The sequence below is a fragment of the Rubrivivax soli genome, from assembly GCF_049810355.1.
GTDB lineage: Bacteria > Pseudomonadota > Gammaproteobacteria > Burkholderiales > Burkholderiaceae_C > Rubrivivax.
The window spans coordinates 3888685-3910059 of the sequence record NZ_CP187368.1 but is presented as its reverse complement, the minus strand read 5'-3'; the positions used below and the strand labels follow the sequence as shown (position 1 = coordinate 3910059).

Below are 21375 nucleotides of genomic sequence, written 5' to 3'. Positions count from 1 at the left end.
GATGCAGCCTTCAATCGTGAGGCCAGACTGCCTTTGAAGCGCACTCTCGGCGCCAAACGAAGGTGAAAGACCACTGGCTATGCTCTCTCTATCCGCGCACATGGCTCAGCGCGAGACTGATTGCCCAGCGCCTTGGGTTCGGCTCCCAGGGCGTGAAGCGCGGCAACTGGAACAGATCGTCGCCAGCCTTCGCGACACCGGGGCGGGTGGAGACCGCGGCAGCAAACCCCAGGCTGCGCGCCATCGCCGCGTGGCGGTCGTCGTAGTCGGTGCCCGGCCGGCCGTTGGGGTAGGCGAACAGCGCCACCGGCGCATCGAGGATCTGCTGCAGGCGTTCGCGGCTGCCCCGCATCTCGGCCCGGGCCTCGTCGTCGGGCAAGGTGCGCAGGATGGGGTGGTGCACCGTGTGCGCGCCGACGTCGATGCCGGCCTTCGGCAGAGCACGCACCTGGTCGCTGCGCATCATCAGGTCCTGCGGCAGCGCAGGCTGCCCGCACAGCACCCACAGCCGCTGCAGCAGCGGCTCGCGATCGGCCGGCGGGCGGTACTTCACCACCGGCAGAAGCTGGTCGATGACACGCCGGCGCTCTGCCGCCGAGCCGCAGGGCAGCACCGGCAGGCCGAACTCGGCCAGGTCCAGACGCTCCAGCCGGGTGCGGCGCACGCACTCGATGACGGTGTCGTTCCACATGCGGCCGCCGTCGAGGAACGACGTCGCGATGAAGATGGTGGCCGGCAAGCCCAGGCGCTGCAGGATGGGCAGCGCCACGTCGTGGTTGTCGGCGTAGCCGTCGTCGAAGCTGATCGTCAGCGCACGCGGCGGCAGGTCGCCGGACGCCAGGCGGGCCGTGGCTGCGTGCAGCGGCAGCACGTCGAACGCAGCGGCGACGATGCGCATCAGCCGCTCGAAGCGCCGGGCGTCGAGCTCCAGCGGGAAGATCGGGTCCGGCTCGCGCAGCACGCGGTGGAAGATGAGGGTCGACAGCCGCGCGCCGCGCGCGGCACCGGCCGCCCAGGCCAACGCGCGCGCGGCGCCGGCGACGCCGCGGTCCTGCAGGCCCATGCTCATTGCGGCTGCGCCGGCTTTTCCAGCGTCACCAGGATCCAGCCCCGCAGCAGCCGCAGCGCATCGAAGCGTGCGATCAGCTTCTCGTAGCACATGCCCAGGAAGAACAGCACGCCGTTGAACATCAGGTAGTTCGGGTACTGGCTGAGGTACTCGAACCCGGTCACGCGCAGGCCGGCCGCGGCCGACAGGCGACAGACATCGCGCCGGGTGTTGGTGCGGTAGGCGGTGGGGAAGGTGTCTTCCTCGGCACGTCCCTCGACCGTCTTCACCACCTTGGCATGGTGGCGGTTGGGCACCAGCCGCGCGACCATCGTGCCGTAGTCCCACAGGTTGGCGGTGAGGAACACGATGCGCCCGCCAGGCTTGAGCACGCGCGCCAGTTCGCGGTAGACCGCATCGGGATCGGTGAGGTGCTCGAAGACGCTGCGCGACATGATCAGGTCCACGCAGGCATCCGGCAGCGGCAGGTGCGCGAGATCGGTCTTGTAGGTCTCGATGCCCGGGGGCACCTCGGTGAAGTCCACCAGCTCCACGCCGATGAGCCGGCCGGCACGGCCGGCAAAGCGCCGCAGCACCGGCACCGTGCGGCCGCAGCCAGCATCGAGCAGCGTGTCCTGCGGGCTGCGCAGCGCGGCGGCTACCGTCCGTTCGAAGATGCGGTAAGGATGCGCATCGTTCGCGTAGAAGCGGTCACGCAGACGAACGGCCAGGGAGGACATGGGACCTCGCTCCTTCAAGTGGGGACATGGGGGGCGCCGCCACGGCGCGTGCAGCCGCGCGCTTGCGGTGCTCCGCCACCGTTGCGTGCACGAGGATCACGACCCCGGGGATGTAGTACGTCAGATCGGTCAGCATCATGGACAGGAATGCGCCGCCGACGGCGAAGCCGACCAGGCTGGCCTGCGTCATGCGCATCAGCAGCGGCACCCACTCGCCCAGATCGGGTTCCTTCTGTGTCGTGCGGGCGAGTCGACCAGCGGCGAACCAGGTCCACGCTCCGAGCAACAGATAGAGCCCAAGACCAACGAAGCCATGTTCGCCCAGAGCCTGGAAATAGATGCTGTGTGCCACGTAGACCGTGCCTTGAACGATCTCGTAGCCATCAAAGGGCGCATAGGCCGAGAACACCGCAAGATTGTCAGCACGAAATCCTGCACCAACCAATGGCCGATCAATCGCCACATTGAAAAGGGTATGCCAAGTCCAGATGCGCGACATTGCAGACGTATCTGCCTGATAGGTGCTGATCGTATCCATGCGCGAAGTCCAAGACTCGGGCATGAACGCGATGGCGGCTGAACCCACGACCAACAGCGCAAGAGACGTACGAATGAAGTTCTTGCTCTTCCAGCCCAGTGTTACGGCGACAGCCAGCACGGCCAACAAAGCCCCCCGCGACTGCGAGCCAAGAATGCCAAATGCCACAAGCAGCATGGCCACAGTTGTAGCCCGACGCGACCATCTGTTCTTCGATACTTGGCGCAAGTAGTACATCCAAGGCAACAAGATGATCAAGCCGATGGCCAGTTCATTGTTGCCAGCAAGCGTCCCTCCGGGGGGGCCCCACACGCGCCCTCCGCCACCTGTCAGTACGGTCCACAGTCCTCCCTTTGCCCCGTAAAACCCAACTGAGACCACCATCGTCCATATCAGCCATTCAATCTGCTGGCGCCCGCGCAGCAGCATGAAAGTGACGAACAGCATGAACAGGACCTTGAAGGCGAAGACCCAGCGATCCAAGACCTCCCCAGTGTCAGGATTGAGCGCGTACAAACTGGTGACGCTCATCCACACCATGAGAAGCCCGATGAGCAGCGTGCCGCCGTTCAGCGGCAACGACTTCTTGTGCTTGGTGAACAGGAAGCCGAGCAGCGTCGCGATCGCGATGATCATGGCCCAGGGCACGCCGCGCGCGAACCCGTAGGTCAGCGTGTGCGGGTTCATCATCGAGATCCAGGCCCAGGCCAGCGCGCCCAGGTACGGGCGCGCGACGATCATCGGCAGCAGACCGGCGATGAACAGGGCCAGGACGATGTCGCGCATGGGGCGGTGTCAGTGCAGGGCGGCGGTGGCGCGCGAGCCTACCAGCACAGGCCTTGCACCTTGGCCGCGATCTGGTCTCTCGCCGACAGGCGCACGAGGTCGAGCACCTGGTGGTCGGGCCGCAGGTGCTGCACCAGCGCGACCTCGATCGCCGCGCCGCTCAGGCCCACCACCACGAGCTCGGAGTCCGCGATCACCGAGGCGATGTCGGCGCGCACCAGCTGCCCGATGTGCGGCAGGTGCTGGTCGACGTAGCGCTTGTTGGCGCCCAAGAGCTGCGCCAGGTGCACCTCGGGGTCATACACGGCCAGCTGGATGCCCTTGCCGATGAGCTGCTCGGCCAGCATCACGAGCGGGCTCTCGCGCAGATCGTCGGTGCCGGTCTTGAACGACAGGCCGATGAAGCCGACCCGCTTGCAGCCGCTGGCCAGCACCTTGTCGAGAGCCTGCTGCAGGTGCGCCTGGTTGGACGCCAGGATGCTCGACAGCATCGGCAGCTCGACGTCGCGCGTCTTGGCCAGGTAGCTGGTGGCACGCAGGTCCTTGGGCAGGCACGAGCCGCCGAACGCGAAGCCCGGCTTCAGGTAGGCGCGCGAGATGTTCAGCTGCGTGTCTTGGCACACCAAGTCCATCACCTCGAAGGCGTCGACGCCCAGCGCGCCGCACAGGCGTGCGGTCTCGTTGGCGAAGGTGATCTTCAGCGCGTGGAAGTTGTTGCAGCAGTACTTCATCATCTCGGCGCTGCGCACCGAGGTCTCGATGAACTTGCACGGCAGGTGGCCGAACAGCGCGCGCAGGCGCTCGGCGGCTTGCGGATGGTTGGCGCCGACCACGGTGAAGGGCGGCTTGTCGTAGTCGCGGATCGACGAGCCCTCGCGCAGGAACTCGGGCTGGAAGCACAGGTGGAAGTCGACGCCGTCCTTCTTGCCCGAGTGCTTCTCGATGATCGGCCGCAGCACGTCTTCGACGGTGCCGGGCACCAGTGTCGAGCGGAACACGACAACGTGCGGCTCGGTCTTCCTGGCCAGCGCGCGGCCCATGGCTTCGGCCAGGCGCAGCACGGCGCCCTGGTCCTGGCTGCCGTTGGCGGCTGAGGGCGTGCCGACGCAGACCAGCGAGATCTCGCTGTCCAGCACCGCGCGTTCGGTGTCGGTGGTGACGCTGACACGGCCGCTGGCAGCCACGCTCTGCATCAGCTCGACCATGCCCTCCTCGACCACCGGGGTCCTGCCGGACTGGATGAGTTCGAGCTTGGAGGCGTCGATGTCGACACCGATCACCTGGTGGCCGTCGCGCGACAGGCAGGCCAGCGACACCGCGCCGACATAGCCCAGGCCGAAGATGCTGACTTTCATGCGATGCTTCCGATACGTTGTACAACTTGTGGGGCGCTGGCTTGGCGACAACGTTCGATGATGGCGTCCAGGCGCTGCATCGACCGTGACCAGGCATGGTGGCTGAGCATGCGTTCGCGGCCGGCTGCGGCCAGGCGGGCGCGCTCGCCGGGCTGCTCGACGATGCGCAGCACAGCTGCGGCGATGTCCGGCGGGCTGTCAGCCACCAGGAAGTGCTGCTCCGCCTCGGCGTCGACGCCGCCCGCCGCAGCCGTGCTGGTGACGACCGGCACGCCCATCGCCATGGCCTCCAGGATCTTGTTCTGCGTGCCGCGTGCAATCGCCAGCGGGGCCACCATCAGCGCCGAGCCGCGGATATACGGCCGCACGTCGGGCACTGAGCCGGTGACCGTGACGCCGTCGAGCGCGCCGAGCGCGCGCATCGCCGGCGAGGGGTCGGCCCCGACGATCAGCAGCTTCATGGTCGGCCGCCGCTGCTTCAGCAGCGGCCACACCTGCTGGCAGAAGCGCGCCATGCACTCCTGGTTCGGGTAGTAGTCCATGCGGCCGATGAAGCTGATGGTGTCGGCGTCGTAGGCGCCATCGGTGGGGCTGAAGAACGCGGCATCGACGCCGTTCGGGAACCAGTCGGTGGCGGCCCCGGTGCCGTAGCTGTTCAGCGTCTCCCACTCGGCGCGCGTGGTCGCGGTGCAGAGGTCGAAGCGGCGTGCCAGGCGCTTTTCGGCCGCCAGCATCTTGCGGCCTTCGAGCGTATAGCCCAGCGACAGCGGGAACGGCTTGTAGTGCGCGTACTCCAGCCACTTCTGCGAGTCCATGTCGCCGAAGTCCAGGATCTTCGGGATGCCCTGCACGTCGGCGACGTACTGCGCCACCGACGAGCAGTGCACGAAGATCAGGTCCCAGCGCTGCGCCTGCAGCAGTTGCCGCACGCGCCGCGCGAGGTCGGGCGAGTAGAAGTAGCCCATCGACGAGGGCGTCGTCAGCGGCAGTCGCGCCACCATGCGCGCGTACTGCAGCGGCTCGCGCACCATGCCCATCTCGAAGGCGGCGCAGTGCGGTGCGATGCCGCGGCCTTCCTCGGCTTCGGCCGGCGAACGCGCCAGCGAACACACCGTCACGCGGTGCCCGGCCTCGCCGAGGTGGCGGATCATGTTGAAGGGCCGGATCTTGCCGCCGCGCTTGGGCGGGAACGGGAAGCGGTGGCAGAGGTAGAGGATGTTCATGCCGCGGCGACCAGCGTGTTGAAGAGTTGCAGCTGCTGCTGGCTGGTGCGGTCCCAGCCGAAGCCTTCTGCGTAGCGACGCACCTGGGTGCGGTCGGGGCGGGCCTCCAGGAGTTCCTCGATCGCGGCTTCGAAGGCCGCGGCCGTGCGCTCGGCGACGACGCGGCCGACCTCGGCCGACGCAACCACCTCGGGAATGCCTCCGACCGCGCTGGCCACCACAGGCGTGCCGCAGGCCATGGCTTCGAGCAGCACATTGGGCCAGCCCTCGCGGCTGGAGCCGAGCACCATCACGTCGGCCGCGCTGTACCAGGCCGCCAGATCCGTGTTGGGGACCGTGCCGACCAGGCGCACGCGGTCGCCAAGTCCCAGGCGCACGGCCGACTGGCGCAGCAGTTCGCGGTCGGGCCCGTCGCCGACCAGCAGCAGAGTCGCCTGCGGCCGCCGCTGCGCAAGCCGCGCGAAAGCCTCTACCACCAGCCGCTGGCCCTTGTGCTCGTACAAGTTGCCCACGCCCAGCAGCACGGGGTCGCCGGCCAGCCCGAGCGTGGCGCGTGCCTGCGCCATCGGCAGCGGGCGGAAACGCTGCGCGTCGACGCCGTTGCGCATCACGTGCAGCCGGTCGGCGTCCATGTGCAGCTCGCGCATGCGCTCGACCAGCGCCGCCGAGACGCCGATCGAAGCGCCCGCTCGCCGCGCCGCCCACTGGATCAGCAGCCGCGGCAGGCGGTGGTTGGGAATGAGATTGACGTCGGTGCCACGTGCGGTGACGACCAGTGGCTTGGCGAACCACCAGGCAAGAATCGCAGCGGCGACGCCGTCGGGGTAGTAGTAGTGTGCGTCGATGAGGTCGAAGTCGAAGCCTTCGCGCTGGACCTCGCGCAGCGCTGCACGCGCGCCCAGGGCCATGAAAAAGGGCGCCAGCGTCATGCCGATCTTGGGCAGCGTCGGGTAGCGCGGGTGGCTCACCTCGATACCGTTGTGCACTTCGCGCCGCGGCGTGCGAGCGAGGTCGGCGTAGCGGCCATGCCGCAGGTCGGTCGACCAGAACCACGGCACTGGCGCCACCACGCGCGCCTGCACGCCGCCGTTGCGCAGCAGTTCGCGCAGCCGCGTCTCGACGAAGATGCCATGCAGCGGCCGCGCGCTGCTGGGATACAGCGACGAGAACAGCAGGATGCGGACGTCGCCGGCCATGCGGGGGAATCAGGCGGCCAGGGCCGTGCGTGTCTGGCCCATGGTGCAGCGCAGGAAGGCGTCGAACATCAACAGCGTCCAGATCGGCGTGGCGAAGTCGCGCTTGCCCGCCTGGTGCTGGTCGACGAGGTCGCGGATGGCAGTCGGCTCGAACAGGCCGCAGTCGAGCATCGGCCCCTCCAGCAGCGCCTCGCGCACGCGCTCGCGCAGCGGGCCGCGGAACCAGCGCGCCAGCGGCACCGCGAAGCCCATCTTCTGGCGGTACAGCACGTCGGCGGGCAGGTAGGGTTCGTTGGCCTTCTTCAGCAGCACCTTACCCACCGGGCCGCGCAGTTTGTACGACGACGGCAGCGTCGCCACCCATTCGACGAGCTGGTGGTCCATCAGCGGCTCGCGCACTTCGAGCGAGTGCGCCATGCTGGCGCGGTCGACCTTGGTGTTGATGTCCCCCACGAGGTAGGTGTGGGTGTCGATGTACTGGATCAACGCCAGCGGGTCGTCGGTACCAGCCTTGCGCGCGTGATGATGGAACACCTCCTCGGCGCTGTAGCCCGCCAGCTGCGACTTCAGCGCCTTGCTGAAGAGCTGGCTGCGGATCGACCCGCGCACGAAGCTCATGCTGTGGAAGTAGGCCTCGACCGAGGTGCGTGCCATGCCTTCGAACGTGGTCTTGGCGCGGAACATGCGCGGCGCCCAATCGGCCTTCGGGTACACACGACCGAGCAGACCGAACAAAGGCCGACGCAGGCTGTCGGGCAGTGCGCTGCGCATGCCCTCTTCCATCATGTGCAGGCGGTAGCGGCGGTAACCGCCGAAGGTCTCGTCGCCGCCGTCGCCCGACAAGGCCACGGTGACGCGCTGGCGCGTGAGCTCGCTGACGCGGTAGGTCGGGATCGCCGAACTGTCTGCGAAGGGCTCGTCGTACAGGTGCGCCAGCGTGTCGATGAGGTCGACGTCGTCGCTGCGCACGGTCTTCTGGAAGTGCCGCGTCTGGTAGCGATCGGCAACCATCTGCGCGTACTCGGACTCGTTGAAGGCAGGGTCGTCGAAGCCGATCGAGCAGGTGTTCACGGCGCCGTCGGACAACCGCGCCATCGACGCGACCACCGCACTCGAATCGACACCGCCCGAGAGAAAGGCGCCCAGCGGCACCTCGGCGATCATGCGCAGTCGCACCGATTCGTCCAGGCGTGCGATCAGTTCATGCTGCGCATCGGTCTCGCTGATGCGGTTGTCCAGTGAGAAGCGCACGTCCCAGTACTCGCGTGGTACCTGTATTGGCTGGCCACGACGGATGACCAGCGTGTGCGCCGGCGGCAGCTTCTTGGCCTGCTTGAAGATCGTGCGCGGCTCGGGCACGTAGCCGAGCGCGAAGTACTCTTCCACCGCGTAGGGGTCGATGTCACGATGCACGCCGCCATGGGCCAGGAGCGACTTCAGCTCCGAGCCGAACAGCAGCGTGCCGTCGTCCAGCAGCGCGTAGAACATCGGCTTCACGCCCAGGCGGTCGCGCGCCAGGAAGAACGACTGGCGGTTGCGGTCCCAAAGTGCAAACGCGAACATGCCGCGGAAGCGCTTGACACAGTCCTCGCCCCAGGACTCCCAGGCATGCACGATGCACTCGGTGTCGCTGCGCGTGTGGAACACGTGTCCCAGCGCCTGCAGTTCCGGGATCAGCTCCTGATAGTTGTAGATCTCGCCGTTGAAGACGACGACGACCGAGCCGTCTTCATTGAACAGCGGCTGCTGGCCGGTGGCGACGTCGATGATCGAGAGCCGCTTGTGGCCGAGGCCAACGCCGGGCTCGATGTGCAGGCTGCCTTCGTCCGGGCCACGGTGGTGCTGCGACTCGTTCATGCGCTGAAGCACTGCCTGCGCGATCGGGCGCGCCGAGACCGTGTCGAAGATGCCGGTGATGCCACACATGGTTCAGGCGTTCCTTCTGTCGTAGTGCACGGCCGCGAGCTGCCGGTCGTAGAGCGCCTGGTAAGCGCCTACCATTGAAGCCAGGCTGAAGCGGCGCTCGACGTCGAGGCGCCCCGCCGCGCCGAACGCCACCGCACGCCCGGGCTCGAGCGCCATCGCGGCGATGGCCTGCGCCATCGCTGCGGCATCGGCGGCCGGCACATGCAAGCCGGTGCGGCCATGATCCACCAATTCGACGTTGCCGCCTACCGCGGTGGCGATCACGGGCTGACCACAGGCCATCGCCTCGAGAATGGTATTGGAGATGCCCTCGGCCAGAGACGGCAACACGAAACAATTCAAGCCGCGCATGACATCTGCCACGTCGCTGCGCTCGCCCGGCAGCCAAGCCAGATCGGCTACGCCGGCGGCGTGCAGCACCGCCTGCGCCTGCGCGCGCAGCGGCCCGTCGCCCACCATCAGCAGCCGCAGCCGCGCGCGTAGCGCGGGGTGCTGCTGCAGGGCCTGCACGAAGGCGTGTGCCAGCAGCGTCTGGTCCTTCACCCCCTGCATACGGCCCACGGTGCCCAGCAGCCAGTGCTGCGGCGCGCCGAAGGGACAGCCGGAAATCGCCGGCTGCGGACCTGCTGCCGGCCGGAACCGCTCGGCGTCGACGCCGTTGTAGATCTGGCTGATGCGGCCGGGCGCTATGCCGACGCGGGAGACCAGGTACTGCTCCAGGTCGCACGACAGCGCCACGTAGCGGTGCACGAACGGCGCGTACAGACGCCGCACGCGCTGCAGCCGGCGGTTGCTGCCGTCCAGGTCGTTGAGCTCGCGGCCATGCTCGCCATGCACCCGCACGGGCACACGCGCGACAGCTGCCGGCACCTGCATCTCCAGCGGCCCGAGGTTGCGCGTGTGCACGACCGCCGGACGCAGCTGGCGCAACAGCCGCCAGAACGGGACGTACTGGCGCAGGCCGTGTCCGGGCGCCTTGCGCATCGAGACGAAGGTGACGTCGTCGCGCACGATGCGGCTGCGAAAGGCAGTGACTTCGGTCAGCGCCACCACCGCATGCCGGTAGGCCGAGGCCGGCATGTGGTTGATGAGGTTGGCCAAGCCGTTCTCGAGGCCGCCGGTGTCGAAGCGGTGAACCACGTGCAGCACCAGCGGTCGCGGGTCAGCATTCACCGGGGGCTCAGCATGCTGGACCCAGCCCCACGCACTTCATAGGCGCCAGACACGGAAACCGGCGTCACGTAGTGCCTGAGCATCGAACATCGCTTTCACGTCGACAAACGTGCCGCCCCGCACCAGCTTGCGAGCCATAGCACTGGGCGCCAGCGCCGCGAACTCGCGGTGCGCCACCGCCGCCACAACGGCATCGGCACAAGGCAATGTGTCCCAGTCCTCCAGCTGAACGCCATACTCCTGCAGTGCCTCGTCGGCTTCTGCCTGGGGATCGGTGACATGCACGTCCACGCCATAGCTCCGCAACTCGTGGATGATGTCGATCACGCGGCTGTTGCGCAGGTCACCGCAGTTCTCCTTGAACGTCAGACCCAGGACGTTGACCTTCGCGCCCTTGATCGTGCTTCCGGAGGCGATCATGTTCTTGATCGTCTGCTCGGCAATGAACTTGCCCATGCCGTCGTTGATGCGGCGCCCGGCCAGGATGACCTGCGGGTGGTAGCCAAGCATCTCGGCCTTGTGCGTCAGGTAGTACGGGTCCACGCCGATGCAGTGGCCACCCACCAGACCCGGCTTGAACTTCAGGAAGTTCCACTTCGTGCCAGCTGCTTGCAGCACCTCGCTGGTGTCGATGCCCAGCTTGTCGAAGATGATGGCGAGTTCGTTCATCAGCGCGATGTTCAGGTCGCGCTGCGTGTTCTCGATGACCTTGGCGGCTTCGGCGGCCTTGATGGAACTGGCGCGGTGCACGCCCGGGACGATGATCTTCTCGTAGACCTGCGCCACCTTCTCCAGCGTCTCGGGCGTGTCGCCGCTGACGATCTTCAGGATCTTGGTGAGCGTGTGTTCCTTGTCGCCCGGGTTGATGCGCTCGGGGCTGTAGCCGACGAAGAAATCCTGCTTCCACTTCATGCCGGACTCGCGCTCGAGCACGGGGATGCACACCTCTTCCGTGGCGCCCGGGTACACGGTGCTCTCGTACACGACGATGGCACCCTTCTTCATGTGGCGGCCGACGCTGGTGGACGAGCCGATCAGCGGGCGGAAGTCGGGGATGTGGGCCTCGTCCACCGGCGTGGGCACGGCGACGATGATGACGTCTGCTTCGGCAAGCGTCTTCGGGTCGCTGGAGTAGACGGCGTGATGGGCCGCTTGCACCTCCGCGTCGCTGAGCTCGCGGGATGGATCGGTTCCGCGCCGGCAGGCATCCACCTTGTGCTGAGCGATGTCGAAACCGATGGTGCGAATCTGCTTGCCGAATTCGACGACAAGCGGCAGGCCGACGTAGCCCAGTCCAATAACTGCGAGTGTTTGCATGTTGGTGATGATCGGGAGTCGATGGAAGATGCAGTTGAAGGCTGCGAAGCAGCTCCTCAGCGTGCTGCCTGGGTGGCTGCCAGGCGGTCGGCCAGCGCCTGTACGCCGGCATTGACAAAGCCGTCAAGCCTTGCGTCGGCAGCCTCAGGCGGCTCGCCAGCCGTGTAGAACACGACGACGGCACCGTCATCGCCGCGGCCGACTAGCCGGTTCAGCGCAAACTGCAATCGAGCACGCGCGTCTCCAGCGATGAACTGGCCGCCTACCCAGTAGACCTGCCAGGCGCGCATGCGCTGGGTACCGAGGCTGCCGCCCGCCAGCGCGGTGTGCACATCAGCGACACGCACGTCGAAGGCGTTGCCGGAATCTGCGACGCGGCGCTGACCACGGTTGGCCTGTGCCCACGCAGACCCAATGGTCGACTGCGCGAGCACATTGGATGAATTCACAAGCTTGTTGTCATAAGTCTGGTTGCGGTAATAGCCGATCCAGACACCGACCACATCGTTGCCACGGCGGTAGGTGCGTTGCACTGCGACGCGCGGGTTGCTGAAGGCAGGGACCCAATCAGCAATCGGCGGCGTCTCCAGCACCCAGCCACCGACCCATTCCGTCGGTAGTTCCAGCATTGGCGCCTTGGCCGCGACCACGCCCAGGTTCAACTGTCGGGCAACCTGCTGTGTGCCCGTCATGGCCACGACCGCAACGGCCAACACGATCGCGCCGGAAGTCCACAGGCGAGGCAGCGTAGCCTCTGGGCCAGGCACGTGCGTCGGCAGTTCCTGAGGGGGCTGCGACCAGCGAGCGCCGATGAAGAACATCAGACCGATCACGATGCCGAAGAACACCCAGCCATACAGAATGTGGTCGACGCCGGCGGCGAGTTCGTTGTTGCTCAGGTGACCGAGCATCACGATGAAGTAGGCACGCAGCCAGTTCGCCAGCAGCGGCACCACCAATGCCAAGCTGATGAAGGCGACGCGGCGCCGCCAGGAGCTGTAGTTCAGGTAGGCGTACAAAGTACCGACCATGAACGATGCGATCAGGTAGCGAACGCCGCTGCAGGCCTCGACGACCGACCAACGCCCGGTCGGCACGACAAACTGGAGACCTTCGCGGTAAACCGGCACGCCAGACAGCCGCACCGCGGCCACGGTGAAGTCGGCCGTCCACTCCATCATCAGCGGCACCAGCGACTCCCCCAGCGGCACGGCGAAGAACAGGAACGCCAGCGGGAACATGAGGACCCGCGTGACCTGCAGGCCCAGCGCCAGCGGAACGCAGGTGACCAGTATCGCCACCAGCGCGAACTGTGTCACCGAATTCGCTGCCGCCAGCTCACCGATGAGCCAAAGCAGACACAGCAACGACAGTGGCAGCAGCATCCATGGCTGCGGGCGAGCCGGCAACCCGACCAGCAGCGCGCGACGGCGCCAGATCAGCCAGGCCGAGATCGGCGGCACCAGGAAGGCGTGCGCGTAGGTGTCCGAGCGGTGCCAGATGGACACCATGGCTTGCGTGGTCTCGTGAAACACCACCAGCACCAGCAGGGCCAACACCAGGCCTGGCAGCAACTGCCGCCAGCCAGCGTCAGGAGCCGGGTGCATCAACGCGCTCATGCTGGCACTCCGGCGGTCATGTCGATGGGGAAGTAGCGGTCCAATCCGCGCAAGCGGGCCGTCCACCCATAGCGGGCTACGACTCGCTCACGCGCAGCCTGGCCGATGTGCTCGGCGCGCGCCGGGAAGTCGAGCAGATCGCCGAGCTCACGAACGAAGGCGTCAGCGTTGTCCGCGGCCAGCAGGTGTTCGTTCACCTGCGCGTCAATGGCCTGCACGCAGCGCGACGTGGCCACCACAGGTCGGCCCATCGCCATCGCCTCGAGCACCTTGTTCTGGATACCACGCGCCAACCGCACCGGTGCAGCCACAGCGCGTGCGTGCTGCACGTACGGCCGCACGTCAGGCACGGTACCGGTGATGCGCACCGCGTCTCCGGCCAGACGCTGCACAGCGGGGGCGGGATTGCGACCGACGATGGTCAAACGCAGCGCCGGCCAACGCTGGCGCAGCCGGGGCAACATCTCCTGTACCAGCCACATCACGGCGTCCACGTTGGGCCAGTAGTCCATGGTCCCGATGAACACGAGTGGCAGTTCGCCCTCGTCGTAGGGGGAGGGGCGGTCCGCGCAAGGGGCAAAGTACTCGGCGTCGACACCATTGCCCAGTACTTCGATCCGTGTCGTCGCTTCAGGGGCGATGCGACGGAAGAGCGCGGCCTCGATGTCAGTAGCGAACACTGACCAACGTGCACGTGCCGCAGCCTGGCGCTCGACACCGCGCAGCGTGCGGCCTTCCCGCCGGTAGATCCAAGACATCGGCCAGCCCCGCGTGCGTCCGTACTCCGACCACTTCTCTGATTCCACATCCGCGAAGTCAACCACGAGCGGCCCGGTGTAGTCTGCGCAATATTGCAGCATTGGCGCAGAGAACACGAGCAGGCCATCGATGGCAGCGCCGCGGGACAACTGGCGCACCCAGTCGCCCAGATGGCGGTCGCGGTAATACGCCAACGACAGCGGTTCGCGCGTCAGCAGCCCACGCGTTGCGCGCAAGCGCGCCAGTGTGGGATGCAGACGCGCGACGTGCAGGTCGGCGCACATCGCCCTGACTGTGGGCACATGTTGCTCGTCGTCGGGGTGGTCAACGAAGGTGCCCAGCATCACACGGTGGCGGGCTGCCAAGTGCCGCAGCACATGGTACGAACGCACCTTGTCGCCCTTGTTCGGCGGGTAAGGCAAGCGGTGCGACAGGAACAACAGATTGGCCATGTCGGTGCGTGTCAACCCAGGCTCCGTACCACGAAAGGCCCGAGCCAGTTCGCCACGCCCAGCGGCAGCCGGCGCCAGGTGGCGATCATCAGCTTGTACTTGGCGTTGGCCGGGTTGTTCTGCGGCACGGCGTCGCGCTTGTACAGCCGGTACTCGTAGTGCAGCGGCGTCGGCTCGAAGCCCCAGTTCTTCTTGAAGTTGTAGGGGCCCGTGCCCTGCTTGCTGCGCCCGTAGTCGAAGACCTGGATGCCGCGTGCGCAGGCGCGGCGCATCAGCTCCCAGTACTTGAAGTCGTTGGCCGCCAGATCGCGCGCTGCGACGTCGTCGCCGGCGTAGTACGGCAGCACCTCGTTGCGGAAGTAGAAGCTCAGCACGCTGCTGAGCGGCCGGCCGTCGGGGGCGGTCACGGTGAGCACTTCGACGTCGCTGCCGAATTCCTGCTGCAGCGCCTGGAAGTAGCGCCGCGGCAACGCCGGGGTGCCGTGGCGGTGCACGTTGTCGGCGTACAGCGCGAAGAAGCGGTCGACGCTGGCGTCGATCTCGCTGCGGAGTTCGTTCTTGATGCCCTTGCGCACCATCGCGCGCTGCTTGCGCGGGATGGCCAGCATGTTCGCTTCTTCCTCGGGCAGGATGGCCTTGCGGAAGGTGACGTACAGGTCCTGCTCGGGCCAGTCGGGGTGGCGGCGCTCGGTGTGGCGCAGTTCCAGGTGCTGCACGCCCAGCGACTGCGCGATCTTCTCGGCCTCGGCTTCCAGCGCCGCGGCGCTGGCGGCATCGTCGGCCGCCACGCCGCCGTAGACGGCGAACGGGATGCTGGTCAGCGCGTTGCCGAAGAGCAGGCTGCTCACGTGCGCCAGCGGCAGCACGCCGGTGATGCGGCCCTCGGTGCGCGCCAGCAGGTAGTGCGTCTGGTGCCGGAACACGTCCTGCAGGATGCGCTGCCAGCCCGCGCGGTGGAAGAACGTGGCCTGCGGGCAGGCCTGGACGTAGGCATCCCACGACGCAGCGCTGCGCGCGTCTCTCGGGTCAAGACGTTCGATGGTGGGCACGTCGGGGGAAGTCAGGCAGCGGCCGGGATCGGCGATGTCGTTCGAGCGAGGAAGATCTCGTCCATGCGGCCCCAGCGGAAGTCGGCCAGCAGCTGCTGCAGGCGGGCGTCCATGCGCGGGATGTTCACGTAGTGGCGGAAACGCGTCTTGGCGTCGATGCCGGCGATGCGCGGCTGGCCGACGTCGATCTCCCAGGGGTGGAAGTAGAAGACCGCGGCTTCGCGGTCCTGCTGGTTCACGCGGCGCAGCAGCCAGCGCGACACCGAGTACGGAAGCAGCCGGAAGTAGCCGCCGCCGCTGGACGGCAGGTTGCGGTTGAGCATGCGCACCGTGGTCACCGGCACCTCCAGCAGGCCGCTGGCCAGCTTGTAGGCGAAGCGCGGCGAGTCGGGCATGCCGTAGTGGTCGTGCTTGATCGGGTAGATGCTGCTGCTGTAGCGGTGGCCGGTGTGGGCCAGCGCGTCCAGCGCCCACAGGTTGCCGGTGCCGATGGAGAAGCTCGGCGCGCGGTAGCCCAGCACTGGCGTGCCGGAGAGGTCTTCCAGCAGCCCCTTGGCGCGCGTGATGTCCTGGCGGAACTCGGCCTGGCTCAGGTCGCTGGCGCGCTGGTGGCCGTAGCCGTGGCTGGCCAGCTCGTGGCCCTGCGCGACGATGCGCCGCACCAGCTGCGGGTAGCGCTCGGCGATCCAGCCCAGCGTGAAGAACGTGGCCCGGGTGTCGTGCGCCGCCAGCAGCGCGAGGATGCGGTCGACGTTGTGCTCGACACGGCACTCGCGGGCATCCCATTCGTCGCGCCGGATGTACGGCGCGAAGGCCGAGACCTGGAAGTAGTCCTCGACGTCGATGGTCAGTGCGTTGGTGATGGCCGGCGCCAGCATCAGTTGCTCCCCTCTTCAGGCTTCTTCAGCGCGCCCACCAGCTTCTGCAGCATCGCCAGCGTCTGCACGTTGATGCGCTCCAGCCGCAGCAGGCTGCGTTCCAGGCGCTGGAGCTGGTCGCCGCGCTGGTCGGCGGCCAGCTGCGCGAGCTGGCGCGACATGCCTTCGGCTTCCTCGGGCTCGACCTTGAGCTTGCTGAGGTCGAGGTCGAGCACCATGTCGCCGCGCGACAACGGCACGGCGCCGCTGTCGCCCTTGCCGCCGGCAGCCAGCGCCATCGGCCGCGAGGGGCTGCCGTTTTCCTGCTGGAACTCGCGCACGACCTCGGTCAGGTCGTCGGCGCTCAGGTGCGTGCGGCCACCCAGGAAACCGGCCAGCAGCAGGCGGTCGGCGATGGCGTTGATGCGGCGCGGGATGCCGCCGCTGGCCTTGAAGATGCCTTCGAAGACCGCCGGGTCGAAGCTGGGCTTGCCATTGGCGCCCGCGCACTTCAGGCGGTGCTCGATGTAGCCCTTGGTCTCTTCCTGGTCGAGCGGGCCGATGTGGCAGGTCGCCGCCACGCGCTGGCGGAACTGTTCCATCTCGGGCCGCTGCAGGATCTCGCGGAACTCGGGCTGGCCGACCAGAAAGCTCTGCAGCAGCGCCTGGTTGCCGAACTGGAAGTTGCTGAGCATGCGCAGCTCTTCCACCGCGCGCGGGGTCAGGTTCTGCGCCTCGTCGACCACCAGCAGGCAGCGCTTGCCCTTGCTGGTCTGGCTGATGAGGAAGGCTTCCAGCGTGATCAGCAGTTCGCTCTTGGGCACGTCCTTGACGCGGAAGCCGAAGGCAGCACCGACCATGCGCAAGGTGTCCTCGGCGCCCAGCTGTGTCGTCACCAGGTGGCCGGTGATGACGTTGCTGCCGTTCAGGCTTTCGATCAGCGAACGCAGCACCATCGTCTTGCCGGCACCGATCTCGCCGGTGATGACGATGAAGCCTTCGTTGCGCGAGACGCCGTACTCGAGGTAGGCCTTGGCGCGCCGGTGCTGCTTGCTGGCGAAATAGAAATTGGGGTCCGGGTTGAGCTGGAACGGCTTGCTGCTCAACCCGTAGAACGCTTCGTACATGGTTCTAGAACCGCAGGTTGAGGGAAGCCGTCACCGAGGTCTCGCGGTAAGGATCGGTGGAGCTGTTGAACACGGTGTACCGCGCGCCCAGCTGGCCGCTCGTGCGCCGCCCGAGTTGGCTCGTCAGGCCCAGGTTTGCCGACTTCAGGTCGGTGCGGGCCTGGGTGGTGGTCGGGTAGGTCATCAGCCGCGAGCCGCCGGCAGAGACCGAGGTCGTCGGCGTGAGCCGGTACGACACGCTCGACGCATAGCCGTGCTGGCGCACGGGCTCGCCGAAGAGGGGGTCGGCGTCGCCGATGGTGACTATCTGGCTCTGCGAGATCGTGTAGGCCTGCAACGACATGTTCGTGCGCCGGCCCAGCCAGACCACCGACAGGTCCTGCCGGCGCTGCAGCGAGTACGACGAGGTCTGGAAGCTGGGCGCCACCAGCTGGTTGGGGTCCTGCCCCTGCGCCGCGATCTGGTCGAGCACCACCTGCTCGCGCACGGCGGGATCGGGGTACGCCGACGCTGCCTGGTCGTAGTAGAGCTGGAACAGCGTCATCGGCTGGCCGAACAGCAGGCCGTCGGCGCCGGTGGTGGTGTCGCGCACCAGCGCGTAGGACCAGATCGTGCGCGCGCTGCGGTGCGAAAACGCGATGCGGTTGGTGCGCCCGAAGTAGCGCTCGCCCACGTCGGCGCTGAAGCTGGTGCGGGGCGACGGCGTCCACTGGAACCCGAGGCTGGCGGTGCTGGCCTCGCGGCGCTCGGCCAGCACGCCGTCGTCGGCCGACTCGCGCCCGCCGCTGAGGGACCAGCGCAGGTCCGGCCCGGGCGCGAAGACCACGGTGGCACTGACCTGGCTGTTGTCGGTGCCGGCGTCGGTGCTGCTGGAGTACTCGACCCGCTGCTGCGTCGCGCTGAGCGCCCAGCCGAACATGGCGCCGCTGCGCGGCGATTGCAGTGTCAGCGCGCCGCCGCTGGCCTGCGAGTTCGTCGCTCCGTCGGCCCGGCTGTCGGTGGCCGACACGTTCACGCGGGCCTCGTAGTCGACCATGATGCCGAGCGAGCCGCGCAGGTACGGCGTCAGGCTGACGGTGGAGACCTCGGTGCGGTTGTCGTTGCTCTGCAGGCTGCCGCTGACGGACTGCTGGCCGAAGGCGGAGATCGCCTGCTGCGAGATCGACGCCCGTGCGTCCAAGTACAGCAGGTTGGTGACGGCCTCGGCCAGGAAGTTGGCGCTCAGCGTGTTCTGGAACTCGCGGCCGGCGCTTTCCGCGCGGCCGGCCCGGTACAGCAGGCTGCCGGCGTAGTCCATCGAGCCGCGCACGCGGCCGCTGCGGCTGTCGAGCCGGAACCCGGGCGACAGGCGCACGATGCCCTCGCGCCCGTTCTCGCCGACGGTGCGGCCGCGTGTCTCGTAGAAGCCGGTCTCCGCGGCGAATGTGGGGGTCAGGACCAGCCCCCGGCCGGCGGCATCCTGCGCCTGCACGGACCCGGTCAGCATCAGCAAGGCCGCACCCAGCCAGGGCACCTGGCGGTGCAGCGGGGAACTGCGCGCAGCGGGCGCGGCGGAACGGGTCTGCATGCCGACGGCGGTTCGCATCAGGTCTTGGCCTGCGGTGCCGGCTCGGCTGCGGACTGGTGTCCGTACCCATAACCTTCCCCGTAGCCATACCCGTAGCCGTGCCCCGTGCCGTAGGCACCACCGGCATCGCCACGGGCCTGGTTCAGCACCATCATCTTGACCGGGCAGGCCTCGATGGTGGCCAGCGCGCTCTGCACCATCGACTGCAGCGTGCTGTCGGCACGCACGACGACGACGATCTGCCCCATGTGCGTGGCCAGCACCCGCGATTCGGTCGTCAGCAGCAGCGGCGGCGAATCGAAGATGATGATGCGGTCAGGGTAGCGCGTGGCCATGTCGTCGAGCAGCGCCGACATGGCTTCGCTGGCCAGCAGTTCGGTGGCCTTCGGGTGGGGCGAGCCGCTGGGTAGGATTGTTAGCTTGTCGACGTTGGTGCGCAGCAGCGCGCTGGCCATGTCGATCTTGCCTTCCAGCACTTCCAGCAGGCCGGGGCCCGGCGGCAGGCCTAGCACGCGCAGCACCGAGGGGCGCGCCACGTCGGCGTCGACCAGCATGACGGTGTGGTCGAGCTCCGCGGCGATGCTCATGGCCAGGTTGATCGACGTAAAGCTCTTTCCCTCGCCGGCCACTGCGCTCGTCACCATGATGAGGTTGCCGTGCGTCACCGTGGTGGCTCCGCGCCCGGTAGCGTTGAGGATCAGCGGCCGCTTGATGACCCGGTATTGGTCGGCCAGCCGCGTGCGCGGCGCGTTGGGCGTCACGATACCCATCGACGCAATGACGTCCAGATTCAGGTCTACGCGACGCGACAGCGAGGCGGGGTCTTGCCGTGGCGTCGGCGCGTCGACCGGCGCGACCACGGCCGCCGGTCGGCCTGCCGCAGCCGGCGTCAAGGGCGCGGTGGCAGGCTCTGCTGTCGCGATCTCGGGTACGACGATCCCGGCCTCGCGCAGTTGGGCCAGGCGCTGCGCGGCTTGTTCGATCAGGCTGCTCATGGCGTCAGGCCCCGTAGCGATTCATGACAATCAGGGCCGCGAGGCCTGTCACCATCATCAGCACAAGGGCTCCCGAAGCGCCTGCAAACCGCAACGTGCTCATTCGGGCACGGCGCCGGTCGACCTCGCTGCTGAGCAGGGTCACAACACCTAAGAGCGGCAGCCCAGTGCGCAGGCGAAGTTCGTTGCCATCACCATACGTCGGGCGCAGCTGCGCAGCGGCGAACGCTGCAGCCAAACCAATGGCCAGTGCCGCCACGAAGGCTACCGGGAACAGAATCAGACGGTTCGGCGACACAGGTTTGGGCGTGACACGTGGTGGATCGATGAGTCGGAACTCTGCAACGCCCGAGGCCACGTCCAGTTCTCCGGACATCACCGCCGACTGCCGGCGCGCCACAAGGTCTTCATAGTTCTTGCGCGTCACAGCGTAGTCGCGGTTGAGTTGCGAGGCCTCGGCCTCGATCTGCGGCGCAGTCTTCAGGTTCTCGCGAATCTGTGCCATCCGGCCCGCGTATTCGTCGACGCGTGCCTGCATCGCCGCCACCTGCACTTCCGCCGTCGCCAGCATGCGGCCGAGTTCCTGCTGGGCCAGACTTTCCACCGGTGCGTTGGTCTGCGGCGTCGCTGCGGCCTTCGCCGCAGCGGCCTTCTGCAGTTCCTGGACTTCCTTACGCTTCTGCGCCTCTAGGTCCCTGATGAGGCGCTGCGTACTGATGACATCGGGATGCTGTTCGGTGTAGCGCTGCAACAGCGCATCGAGGTTGCGCTTCTGCGCATCAATCCGCGAATCGATCTCGGGCGTCGACACCGCGATGCTGCTTTCCTTCAGCAAGTTGGGCAGTGCCATGCTTGGAGCCTGGCCCCGCACCTCAGCAAGCTGGCGTTTGGCCGCATCACGCGCCCGCTCGGCCTCGCGCAGTTGCAGTCTGGCGGCTTCCAACTGGCTGGACACTTCCCCAATGCGTGTCGTCAGGTCCTTGCCCTCCGCGCCCTGCCGGTCGATATTCCTCAGCCGGAACTCCTTCAGCCGCGCTTCGGCTTCTTCGAGCTTGGTCTCGAAGATCTTGATCTGCTCGTTCAGGAAGGTCTTGGCGGAATCGGTGTCCTTGCGGCTGGCCCCCAGGCCCGACTCGACGAAGATCGACACCATCGACTGGATGACGCGCTTGGCCTTGTCCGGCTCCGGGTCGCGGTATGCCATCGAATACAGGTTGACGCCGCCCGCGGTGCGGATCTCGATGCCCTTCTGCAGGCGTTCGATCAGGCGCTCCTGGCCACCCTTGGACTGTTCTTTCAGGTCCAGGTCGGCCATGCGCACCAGCTTTTCCAGGTTCGGGCGACTGATCAGCGTTCGACTGAGCATCTGGATCTGCTGCTCGACGTTGGGCTGCACCGCCAGGCCGCTCATCAGCGGCTTCAGGATGGAGTCGGTATCGACGTAGACCCGTGCGGACGCCTCATATTGATCAGGGATCTTCCAGACCGCAAGCGCACACACGGCCGCCATGATCCAGGCCGTCGCCAACCCGATCCAGCGAAATCGCCACATACCGCGTGCCGTGGCTGTGATCTGTTGAAGGAGCTCTTGCATGCGAATTTAGCGGCGTATGCCAGTGCGGAAGGCCATCGGACCCGGCAGGAGCAG

General features: G+C 67.2%; 17 protein-coding genes. All 17 read right to left on the bottom strand.

Annotation, left to right across the window (positions count from 1 at the left end; translation table 11 throughout):
* Positions 1–88: 88 nt before the first annotated feature.
* On the bottom strand, positions 89–1069 hold the full coding sequence (locus ACPOLB_RS17880; protein ID WP_425257370.1) for a polysaccharide deacetylase family protein: 981 nt from the start codon (positions 1067–1069) through the stop codon (positions 89–91).
* Positions 1066–1788, bottom strand: a complete 723-nt coding sequence (locus tag ACPOLB_RS17875) for a class I SAM-dependent methyltransferase (RefSeq protein ID WP_425257369.1) — start codon at positions 1786–1788, stop codon at positions 1066–1068. The genes ACPOLB_RS17880 and ACPOLB_RS17875 overlap by 4 nt, the downstream gene beginning before the upstream one ends.
* Positions 1760–3112 carry a putative O-glycosylation ligase, exosortase A system-associated gene (locus tag ACPOLB_RS17870; protein ID WP_425257368.1) on the bottom strand — a complete coding sequence of 451 codons (1353 nt, stop codon included), beginning with the start codon at positions 3110–3112 and terminating at the stop codon, positions 1760–1762. Before ACPOLB_RS17870 ends, ACPOLB_RS17875 begins: the two co-directional genes overlap by 29 nt.
* 38 nt (positions 3113–3150) lie before the next feature.
* A complete protein-coding gene (locus ACPOLB_RS17865; protein WP_425257367.1) occupies positions 3151–4467 on the bottom strand; it encodes a nucleotide sugar dehydrogenase in 1317 nt (438 codons plus the stop codon).
* Complete coding sequence (locus ACPOLB_RS17860; RefSeq protein ID WP_425257366.1) at positions 4464–5690, bottom strand: TIGR03087 family PEP-CTERM/XrtA system glycosyltransferase; 1227 nt, start codon at positions 5688–5690, stop codon at positions 4464–4466. The genes ACPOLB_RS17865 and ACPOLB_RS17860 overlap by 4 nt, the downstream gene beginning before the upstream one ends.
* Positions 5687–6886 (bottom strand): glycosyltransferase family 4 protein, encoded by a 1200-nt coding sequence (locus ACPOLB_RS17855; RefSeq protein WP_425257365.1) that lies wholly within the window; start codon positions 6884–6886, stop codon positions 5687–5689. The genes ACPOLB_RS17860 and ACPOLB_RS17855 overlap by 4 nt, the downstream gene beginning before the upstream one ends.
* Before the next feature lie 9 nt (positions 6887–6895).
* Positions 6896–8812 (bottom strand): XrtA/PEP-CTERM system amidotransferase, encoded by a 1917-nt coding sequence (locus ACPOLB_RS17850; protein WP_425257364.1) that lies wholly within the window; start codon positions 8810–8812, stop codon positions 6896–6898.
* Between the two features lie 3 nt (positions 8813–8815).
* Complete coding sequence (locus ACPOLB_RS17845) at positions 8816–9913, bottom strand: TIGR03088 family PEP-CTERM/XrtA system glycosyltransferase (RefSeq protein WP_425257363.1); 1098 nt, start codon at positions 9911–9913, stop codon at positions 8816–8818.
* Between the two features lie 108 nt (positions 9914–10021).
* Complete coding sequence (locus ACPOLB_RS17840) at positions 10022–11302, bottom strand: nucleotide sugar dehydrogenase (RefSeq protein WP_425257362.1); 1281 nt, start codon at positions 11300–11302, stop codon at positions 10022–10024.
* 56 nt (positions 11303–11358) lie between these two features.
* On the bottom strand, positions 11359–12921 hold the full coding sequence (gene xrtA, locus ACPOLB_RS17835; RefSeq protein WP_425257361.1) for an exosortase A: 1563 nt from the start codon (positions 12919–12921) through the stop codon (positions 11359–11361).
* Entirely contained in the window at positions 12918–14147 is a 1230-nt protein-coding gene (locus tag ACPOLB_RS17830; protein ID WP_425257360.1) for a TIGR03087 family PEP-CTERM/XrtA system glycosyltransferase, read from the bottom strand. Before ACPOLB_RS17830 ends, xrtA begins: the two co-directional genes overlap by 4 nt.
* On the bottom strand, positions 14144–15181 hold the full coding sequence (locus ACPOLB_RS17825; protein WP_425257359.1) for a FemAB family XrtA/PEP-CTERM system-associated protein: 1038 nt from the start codon (positions 15179–15181) through the stop codon (positions 14144–14146). Before ACPOLB_RS17825 ends, ACPOLB_RS17830 begins: the two co-directional genes overlap by 4 nt.
* 11 nt (positions 15182–15192) lie before the next feature.
* On the bottom strand, positions 15193–16059 hold the full coding sequence (locus tag ACPOLB_RS17820; protein WP_425257358.1) for an XrtA system polysaccharide deacetylase: 867 nt from the start codon (positions 16057–16059) through the stop codon (positions 15193–15195).
* The gene (locus ACPOLB_RS17815) at positions 16059–17165 is read right to left on the bottom strand and encodes an XrtA/PEP-CTERM system-associated ATPase (protein ID WP_425257357.1); all 1107 of its coding nucleotides are present in this window, start codon (positions 17163–17165) and stop codon (positions 16059–16061) included. The genes ACPOLB_RS17820 and ACPOLB_RS17815 overlap by 1 nt, the downstream gene beginning before the upstream one ends.
* Before the next feature lie 4 nt (positions 17166–17169).
* Positions 17170–18732, bottom strand: coding sequence for a TIGR03016 family PEP-CTERM system-associated outer membrane protein (locus tag ACPOLB_RS17810; RefSeq protein WP_425257356.1), 1563 nt, complete (start codon positions 18730–18732; stop codon positions 17170–17172).
* A gap of 17 nt (positions 18733–18749) precedes the next feature.
* Entirely contained in the window at positions 18750–19727 is a 978-nt protein-coding gene (locus ACPOLB_RS17805; RefSeq protein WP_425257355.1) for an XrtA-associated tyrosine autokinase, read from the bottom strand.
* Between the two features lie 4 nt (positions 19728–19731).
* A complete protein-coding gene (locus ACPOLB_RS17800) occupies positions 19732–21321 on the bottom strand; it encodes an XrtA system polysaccharide chain length determinant (protein ID WP_425257354.1) in 1590 nt (529 codons plus the stop codon).
* Positions 21322–21375: the final 54 nt, after the last annotated feature.